This window comes from Vibrio sp. V12_P9A6T4 (assembly GCF_963874835.1).
GTDB lineage: Bacteria > Pseudomonadota > Gammaproteobacteria > Enterobacterales > Vibrionaceae > Vibrio > Vibrio anguillarum.
This window is the reverse complement of sequence record NZ_CAWNJO010000034.1, coordinates 63,722-72,852: the sequence shown is the minus strand read 5'-3', so window position 1 is coordinate 72,852 and position 9,131 is coordinate 63,722. Positions and strand designations below refer to the sequence as shown.

At 42.1% G+C, this 9,131-nt stretch carries 6 protein-coding genes; 1 reads left to right on the top strand and 5 read right to left on the bottom strand.

Going from position 1 to position 9,131, the window contains the following annotated elements; all coding sequences use genetic code 11:
- A partial coding sequence (locus AACQ42_RS03170; protein ID WP_217898943.1) for a glycoside hydrolase family 55 protein occupies nucleotides 1-349 on the bottom strand: 349 nt, incomplete at its 3' end.
- Between the two features lie 274 nt (nucleotides 350-623).
- Between AACQ42_RS03170 and AACQ42_RS03165 the strand changes: the two genes are divergently transcribed.
- Entirely contained in the window at nucleotides 624-3,500 is a 2,877-nt protein-coding gene (locus AACQ42_RS03165) for a beta-prism lectin domain-containing protein (RefSeq protein WP_094165700.1), read from the top strand.
- A 166-nt stretch (nucleotides 3,501-3,666) separates the two neighbouring features.
- On the opposite strand, the gene AACQ42_RS03160 is transcribed toward AACQ42_RS03165, so the two are convergent.
- The 4 genes from AACQ42_RS03160 to vpsO form a co-directional block, all read right to left on the bottom strand.
- Nucleotides 3,667-4,983, bottom strand: a complete 1,317-nt coding sequence (locus tag AACQ42_RS03160) for an O-antigen ligase family protein (protein WP_047689561.1) — start codon at nucleotides 4,981-4,983, stop codon at nucleotides 3,667-3,669.
- A 71-nt stretch (nucleotides 4,984-5,054) separates the two neighbouring features.
- Nucleotides 5,055-5,669: a hypothetical protein gene (locus tag AACQ42_RS03155; RefSeq protein WP_013857353.1), complete on the bottom strand. Its 615-nt coding sequence runs from the start codon at nucleotides 5,667-5,669 to the stop codon at nucleotides 5,055-5,057.
- 551 nt (nucleotides 5,670-6,220) lie between these two features.
- Nucleotides 6,221-6,922, bottom strand: a complete 702-nt coding sequence (locus AACQ42_RS03150; RefSeq protein ID WP_088728713.1) for a VpsP family polysaccharide biosynthesis protein — start codon at nucleotides 6,920-6,922, stop codon at nucleotides 6,221-6,223.
- 2 nt (nucleotides 6,923-6,924) lie between these two features.
- Nucleotides 6,925-9,129 carry an exopolysaccharide regulatory tyrosine autokinase VpsO gene (gene vpsO / locus AACQ42_RS03145; protein ID WP_088721035.1) on the bottom strand — a complete coding sequence of 735 codons (2,205 nt, stop codon included), beginning with the start codon at nucleotides 9,127-9,129 and terminating at the stop codon, nucleotides 6,925-6,927.
- Between the last annotated feature and the right edge of the window lie 2 nt (nucleotides 9,130-9,131).

Below are 9,131 nucleotides of genomic sequence, written 5' to 3'. Positions count from 1 at the left end.
ACATGATACTGAGTAAATACTCACCATTAAATGGACTACATTTCTTTAATTTACTGTGTATGGAGCCAATAATTTCAATGTTATTCTTTTCCTTTAAATAAAGGGTTTTACAAATCTGATATTCGCCAGAGGGAATAATTAGTACATTATTATCATTTAATTGATTCAGTGCATTTTGAAATGCGGATGAATCATCCTCTCCATCATTTGCGATGGCACCATATTCTATTACATTATGAGAAACGACTTCAGCGATAATGGCTGGGCTTAGGCTGATTAAAATAAGTGAAATAAATATGTAACGCAAGATACCACCCTCTTTATCTAATTGATTTAAGTATAACAGCACCTATAAAACGCTTCTTGAAAAAATAGAGAGATATTCACTATAGTCGGTTCGTTTCTCAACTTTGAGATGTCTCATTAGTGAGGCGTAAAAATAGGCGTGCTGTGTTGAAATATCCCTTCCATTTATTGATAATTCCGTCGGATTTTTATTGGCAATTCACGATACCAGTTCACCAGTTCCTAGGTTTGAAAAATAATAATTACAAAAAAATCAACCAGATGCATATCGTTTCTGGCTTTGAAAAAATTAACCCCAAGTAAAGGGAGTCTTACAGATGACGTCTCAATATATTGCACTTGCTGTCAGTCTTTTGTCGCTAAGTAGCACCGTGGCTCAAGCCACAACGAATGAAGCCGAAGGGTGTATTATCAGCCGCCTGAATGGCGAAAAATATTGTTTGAATGTAGGAGAGCGCTCGGGATACTCCCTACCTAGCTGGATTTATGCTCATCCAGTCGATGTACAGGCTCCGAGTGGTGTCTCTGTCATGCTGAGTGATTGGGACAACCTGTCTTATAACCGTTTGGCTGTGTTCAATCGTTATACTGGCAACGAAGATCTTAAGAATGTTAAGGCCTACAACGGCGCTTATTTAGATTTTTCTAAACCACGCTCAATGCGAGTGCTGGCTTCTGAAACTTATCCTGAGGCTTGTATCGTTAGCCGCCAAACGGGTGAGCGTTTCTGTTTGAAAGAGGGTGAGCGCTCAGGCTACTCATTGCCTGCTTATATCTATGCTCATGAAGTGGATGTGGAAGCGCCACAAGGTTTAGGTGTCATGCTGAGTGATTGGGATAACCTCTCTTATAACCGTTTAGCGGTATTTGGTGGTCATACTCAAAATGAGCAGATGCGAGCAGTCACAGCCTACAATGGCGAAACTCTTGATTTCTCAAAGCCTCGTTCAATGCGTGTTGTTCCTTATGAAGGTGACAGCTCTGCACTCAATATGAAGCTTAAGTGGTCTTGGCAAGGCAGTGCTTTCCAACCTAATTCTAACCAAGTGATGGTTACGCCGGTTGCCGCGCAACTGAATGATGACAATGGCGATGGCAAGATTGATGAAAAAGATGTCGCAGATTTGATCGTAGTGACATTTGAAGGAAACAAATATGCCAATGGCGGTTTAGTGCGTGCTTTAAGTGGTGTGGATGGTTCTGAGTTGTGGAGTTATGCGAATGGTGGTGTGATCGCGGATGCGCGTTATTCTCCTGCCGTAGGCGATCTGGATGGTGACGGAATCGTTGAAATTGTTACAACCAACAATCGCGATCAATTCATCACGATTTTGGATAACCAAGGCAACATCAAAAAACAGATCCCAACCACAGAAAGTGGCTGGCGTATTGTTGGTGATATCACGTTGGCTGATTTAGACCATGATGGCAGCGTCGAAATTCTGGCTGCAGATGGTGTGTATAACTACCACACAGGGCTGATTTTTAACCACCCTTGGGCACCGTCATCGATCAACGTTGATGTCGATGGCGATCAGCAACAAGAAGTCTTTTCAGGCGGTACTCTATTTCAAAATAACGGCGCGATCAATTGGCAATATCATGCCAATGATGCAGTTTGGTTCTCTTCGCTGGTTAACCTAGATAATGATGCTGAGCCAGAGATTATCGCTTCAGTTCCTGCTTCTGCATCAACTGGGCATAACGCACGTTTTGCTGTGCTAGAACACGATGGCACCATTAAGTGGGAAATCAACAATACTGCCAATCCAGGCGGTGGCGTGCAGGCGGTATCTAACTTTTTAGGCAAAGCTCAAGCAGTTGAAACGACTGAGTTCTCAAAAATCTACGGTTATCAACCTAATAGCAATCCTGCTTCTATTGTTTTGGCGGTCGATGGTAAAATCTCTGTTCGTTCAGGATTCGCGATTGATGCGATTGGTGCTTCTGCTTCGACTTTAGTCGGTGGTACGGGAGGCAATCTTAATGCCGCAGTTAACGTCAAAGATATTAAAGCGATTGATCTGACTTGGGGTAAATACTATTGGGGTGGTTATCATTTATTGGCGCTCGATTTTAGAATGAGCAACGGTAGCGTGATTTCTATGGGCTCTAAAAACTATGCTTATTCCAAGCAAACCGAGCGCTTTACTGTACCAGTAGGTAGTCGTATTAAAGGCATTAAAGCTTGGAGCGCTGGTTGGCTGTTGGACGGTGTTCAGTTTGAGTTAGCTACGCTAAATGGTACCAATGATCTGGATGTAAAAGGGATTGTTTACGCGGGTTATGCCGCTGTCGATATGTATAACAGCAAAGGTGAGCGCGTTTGGTCTGTTGCGAACGATGATACTGGCAGCGGCAAAATTGGTGTGTCTGCCTATGACTTTGATAATGATGGTATCGATGAAGTACTCGTGCAAGACCATGCTCGTGTACGTGTGTTAGATGGCAAAACGGGTAAAGAACGTGCTTCGTTAGCGCACTCAACGGCGACACTTTGGGAATATCCTATCGTGGTCGATCTGGAAGGTGACAATAATGCAGAGCTGATTGTTGTTGCTAATGATTTTGATAAAAACTATGTCGTTAACCATGGTGTGTTTGTTTATGAATCGGCGGACAATGCAAAACCTTGGAAGAATGCGACTCGTATTTGGAACCAGCACGCTTTCCACCTGACCAACATCAATCAAGATGGTACTTTACCTACTTTTGTTGAGCCAAGTTGGTTGAGCCATAATACATACCGTTCGAGTACATTACGTGCAACGGTGGGTGGTGAGTCTCCAATTTTTGGTTACTCAAATACTCAGCAATCGCAACGTGTCGTGACGGCGGATAACCAGATGTATCTGCGTTCTGGTTTTGCGATCGATGCGATCGGCACGACGGCCAATAACTTGGTGGGCGGCCCAGTACAAGGTACTAACGGTGGTGTGCTAAGAGCACCGATTGCTCTTGATCAATTGCAATCCGTGGAAGTTACCTCTGGTCTTTATAACTGGGGTGGTTACCACATAGTGGCGATTAAGTTCACGATGAAGGATGGCTCTAGCGTGTTATTGGGTTCAACCCACTATGCGAGCAACAAAAAAGTTGAAACGTACACTGTGCCGCAAGGTAAACGCATCAAGCAGATTAATGTTTGGACTGGTGGTTGGTTAGTTGAAGGCTTGCAGTTTGTATTCGATTAATTGATATCGTTTTAATTCAATAATTGAAAATCCCTCGAGACAATCGAGGGATTTTTTATTAACCAGATATGGAGTAGGAATTGTTTTGGACGTATACCATTCCTACTTGAAGCTGCGCGGTGTTGGATACATTCGTTTACCTGCAACTTAAAGTCGTTTTTATATATCAGGAATATTTTGAACGAGTGACCAGACTCGGCATTGAATTTGACCAGTGTCCCATCAATAAACACAGCAAGAAATAAAGTGTTGTTGCGGGAGCTTGAAGTGGGAAATCAACACTCATGTGTATCAACATACCAATAATAGCCATCATGGATGATAATCCGATCCCTTTCATCAATCTATTTCTGCGGTTTTTAAACGCATAAAATGCGCGTTGGGCGGCGACTAAGATCATTACACCTAATATCGAAACCATGACAAGGCCTGATTCTAATGTGAATTGGATGTAGTCATTATGAGCATGATCGTAAAACAGTTTTACTTTCCCTTGATTGTAGGAAGGAAAAGTGGAGTAGAAAGTACCAGCCCCAAAGCCAGTCAGAGGCCTTTCTTGTATTGCAACTAGGGAATATCTGACAACATCATCTCTTGATTCACTTTCCAAGCTAGTTTCAATAAGACGTTGTTTGACTTTCTCCAATCCAAACCATTGGCTCACGATGAACGTATCAATGATGAATAAACTGATTATAAGCACATAAACACTTTTGGGTTTCGGCTTGTAAAACAATAGCAACAGCACACAACCTACGGTTAGGGCGATAAAGAAAGCCATATTTCCCATTCTTGAGCGTGTTAAGACTAATGCAATCACCATGATCACGAGCCCTAAACGTACAAAGGCTTTATCAGACAGCAACACGGCTAAAAACTGTTTAGTGATATTTCTAAATCCGGTTTTATGTGAGCTATCGAGTTTTGCAATTAATAAGCCAAATCCAATGCAGAGATTCAGCATCAAGAAGTTTGCCAGATGATTATGATAGACAAAGCTTCCGGAGGCTCTATTTCCTAGTGGCAGCTTGAAAATTATCGAATGATCTAGGTTGAGTAGCAAAATCACGCCAGCGTAAAAGCCTTGGCAAATTCCACTGCTAACCATGACTACTGCGAGAAGTTTTAATTTTTTAGGTGTGTCGATAAGGACAAGAGCAATAAGACAAAACTGGAAATAGTGGAGCGATTTGATTGCAGAGACAAAGACTAAACTAGGATCCTGAGTTATACCAAGTTGTGGAATACTTTGGATGAATGACCAGCAAGTGATAAGTGCGATGGGAATGATGACTAATTTTCCCTTTATCAGACAGTTTTTCCAGTGCTCAAAAGAGTAGTTGAATAAACAGGCAATAAGCAGCAATGCAATCCAGATTTCATTGAATGACCATGCTAATGGGCGATTACTACCTAAAGGTATGGGCAGCCAAAATATAAAAATGAGAAATATTGGGAAAATGGATTTTTCTATTAGACGCATACTATTAATATCAATTAAGAAGGGCAGGAATATACCTGCCCTAAACTGGATGAAAGTATCGAATTAAACGATCAGTTTGGTGAAGCGGTACCACCACCACTGCCATTGCCGGTTCCAAGTGTTGTGGTGTTACCTGGCACCGTTGCGACTGGAGGTAAGCCACCAGGTAAAGCCGATGGAGTACCTGCCGCTGTCGGTTCAGTAATGGTCGCTGGGTCAGCGCCACCGGAGATTGCAGCAACAATCACATCAGTTGAGTCCATTAAATCCATTGCAATAACAGCATCAACGATAGCTTGAGCTGACTCTGGTGATTTAGTGACAGCAAGCTGAATGACTTCAGAACGCATCTCTTGAGGTGCATTTTTAACGAGTATTGCAGTCAAAGCTGCGACTTGGTCACTCGATATATGGTCAAATACCGTATTGAAGATATCGAGTGCTAGTTGTGGGTGTAGAGTAGACGCTAGGTCCGCCATTTCCAGTGCCATGCTTGGGCATAGTTTCATTAAAGCTTGCAGAGAAATAATGGCATCGTCTGCTTGTTCTAGGCTGGCTCTTATTGTGTCTGTGGCCACTTTATGGTTTTTATAAAGTGAACAAGTAATTTCTGTTTCGGCATATAACCTTGAACTAGCCAGCAAAGCTGAAATAGCAATCCAAAATATCCATAGTGATTTTTTCATTGGTAAGTCCTAAAAGCCTACGATTTACTGTTGCGATGATTATAAGTGAAGTAGTACATCCAGTGATATCGTACTTCTGTTAATAAGGGTTCGATTCTCATTCTTAAGGCGTTTTTATGCGCGAGGTTGTCTTAGTTTGGAGCATAAGTTTGAAGATTGAAGTCTGCTAGTAACGTAATAGATTATTGAGGCCATTGTTATACCAAGTAAGCTTGCCCCTAAATCGAGCAAAGAGAATGATCGTGAACGCGATAACATTTGTAAACTTTCATCAATTACGCAACAGGTCGAGACGATAACTATGGCGAGAAAGATGCTCTGTATAGGGGAAAGAGTGGCGGAAATTACTCGGATAAAAACCAAGGTAATGAATAGCGCAAGTGTAAAGTGGAGATAAATATCACCGCCGAGTGACTTTTCCAAAAATACCGGTATCTCAGCATGAATATTCAGTGTTTTTGCCAGTGATAGCGAAGCCGTACCAAGAGAAAGCAAGGCTAACATGAACAAGGCGATAGGCCGGTTTATTGAATAATGTTTTATCATCGAGATCACTCTAGCGCTCTCTTGCAGAGATTATTTTTCTCAGTATAACGTTGAGGGTTATAAATAATAGCTGCACAGGTAAATTTTAAGAGACCGTTTGATTTTAGATACTGGTAGGCTTCTCCTCGGCTTTGAGGATGAGCTAATGCTCTTGCGGCGTGATCAATAATGATAGTTCGCTGCGGCGCTGAAAAAATAGACCAATGGTTAAGGCCAATCTGGGAAAGTGTGTTGTTCACTTTGGGTGTAAAAGGCCCATATCTGTCGGCTTGCGCAAAATAGAGATCAATATTTTCCCCTTTCAACTGAGTTTCAATCACCAATAAATCAGCCCATGTGTCTGACCAAGTGGGTCTCAATAATGCACTCTCCAAGTAGGCCTTTTTTGCATTGAGCAAGCGGCTCTCTTTATCTACATCATCGCCTAAATAGGCTTCCCACTCATAGACCTTACCCAGTAAATTATGGTAATGAGGATGGTCTCTGTGGTGTTGTAGGGCCTTTAGTATCATGAGTTTGGTCTCATTCACTTGCTCTAAAGTTACACCATCACTGTGCTTTGTCCAGTAGTCGATATTTCTTTCTGTTGCTAGCGCGTAAATGGACGCCGTCAAAAAATGAAATGCAAAATAGAGAGTAACGAGTGCAGTTAGCCCAATGCTCAAACGCAAAGCATGGGCTAAAAAAGGGTGATTCACGACCTTCATGGTTATTTTTCTGGGCCGTAATAGGATTGATATTGATGATAACCGCTATAATTAGAGGCTTTTTTGGTGTTCAGTTTGTTCAATATGACGCCATCAATTCTCGCTCCTTGCTGCGTTAAGCGTCCGACCACATCTCTAGCCACTTTAGTACGTGTGTGTGGAGCATTGATCACGAGTATGGTCGAGTCCACGTACTGCGACAGCATAAATGCATCACTAACGGCTAAACATGGAGGTGTATCAATCACAATTCTGCTATAGCGTGTCTTTAGCTCTTCGAGTAGTGAGGCAAACTTAGGCGAGGAGATAAGTTCAAGAGGATTGTCTGTCACGACTCCTGCAGCCAAAACATCAAGCCCTGATTCTTCATCGGTATAGAGACACTCTTCTATGGTATGCGTACCTATGAGCAAGTTGCTCATTCCTGGCTGTGAACCAGAGATGCCAAAACGGTGTGCAACCGACGGTTTTCTCAAATCGCAGTCAATCAGCAGTGTTTTTTCCATTTGTGCCAGTGAAAAAGCCAAATTGATACTCGAGGTTGTTTTTCCTTCCTCTGGTAGTGAAGAAGTAACCATTACCACATGATGATCTTTGTTGGTGTTGGCAAGTAAATAACCAGTCCGAACGGTTCTAATCGCTTCTGTTAGCTCTCGGTGTTTCGAATCAAAATAGGTTTTTAGCGTTAGGGGGCCTCGAGTTTTAATTGCCGGTATAATACCGAGCAAGCTTAGTGATAACTGTTTTTCGACCTGTTTTACATCAAGGAATGTATCGTTTACCGCATCAGCAATGAAAGCAACAACACATGCCAAACCAAACGAAGCGACGAACGCTAATAATACAATCAGTTTACGGTTCGGCTTACTTGGGGCTAGGGGTGGATTGGCAAAATCGGTAAAACGAGCAATCGTAGCATTAAAGTCGCTCGATGCACTGGTCTCTTTTTGACGACTTAAAAAGAGATCAAACAGCTCTCGGTTTGTTTGGACTTCGCGCTTTAGCTCTGAATATCGTGCATTTTTTACGGAGAGGCTTTGAAACTCTGATTTGCGTTTCTCAAGTTCCCTGTGTAAAGAACTCTCTGCTTGCTTAGCAGCCTGTAACTCATTGTTGATCCCGTTTAGTAGCTGTTTTAGTTCGGAATTTAAATTGCGTTTAACAGAGGCTAGTTCGGCTTGAGCTGATTTTAGCTTTGGGTGTTTGTCACCATAACGTTTTGATAGTTCCGAGACTTTCTTTTCAGCTTGCACTTCAGCCAATTTGACATCTCGTATCGTCGGGTGGTTAGAGATCTCTGGGATAGATGCAAGGGCAGAGAGGTCACCATCTTGACGGCTGTACGTTTGAGCGACCAAATACAGAGTCTCAGCTGCAACGCGTCTGTCTCTCGTTTTATTCAATTGAGAGGTCAGTTCTTCAAGTTCTTGAGATGCTAGGCTTTCAACGCCTTGGATATCAACTAGTCCTTCAGATTTTAAAAATGTTTGTAGTTGAGCTTCTGACTTTTTTAGTTGTTCGCGCAAATCACCCATGCGGTTGTTGAGCCAGCTATTCGCCTTCAGTTCAACTTGAAGTTTGTCTTCGATATGACTATCCATAAAGACGTTACCAATCTCATTGGCAATTTGAGCCGATAATTTAGGGTCTTTACTGGTGTAGAAAATATTCACTAGTTGAGTTTTTCTTATTGGGCTAACTTCTAGCCCACGCTTAAACTTAGCCAGAACCAATCGGCTAGTCCGATAGTTTTGGTCTTCCTGTGATATTTCCGCTGGCTCTTTCTTGAACGATTTTAGAACAGGAAACCATTCCAATACATCGAATTTAAACCCAGTTTTTTGATTATTTTCTACAGTAGGGTCAAATTCTGGGTGGCTGGCAAGGTTAAGGCGTTTAATGACTTCCTCTGCGACTCGGTCTGATTTCAAGATCTCTATTTGAGTCAAATAGTATTCTTGGCTTTTGGTATCTAAACCATAGATGTCTTCAATCGAAACAGCTTTTGCTTGCTTCGATTCGATGATCAGTGAGGCGCGAGCGGTATATTGCGAAGGAATTGATAATGCAATCAATACGGCGATGGCGGTAACCATTGTAGAAAAAAGTAGAATACGCCATTTATAGTTGAGAAGAACATGAAAATACTGACGAATATCAATAACTTCATCTGAGTTCAAGTGATTTTTAATTAAAGAGTTTTCCATAC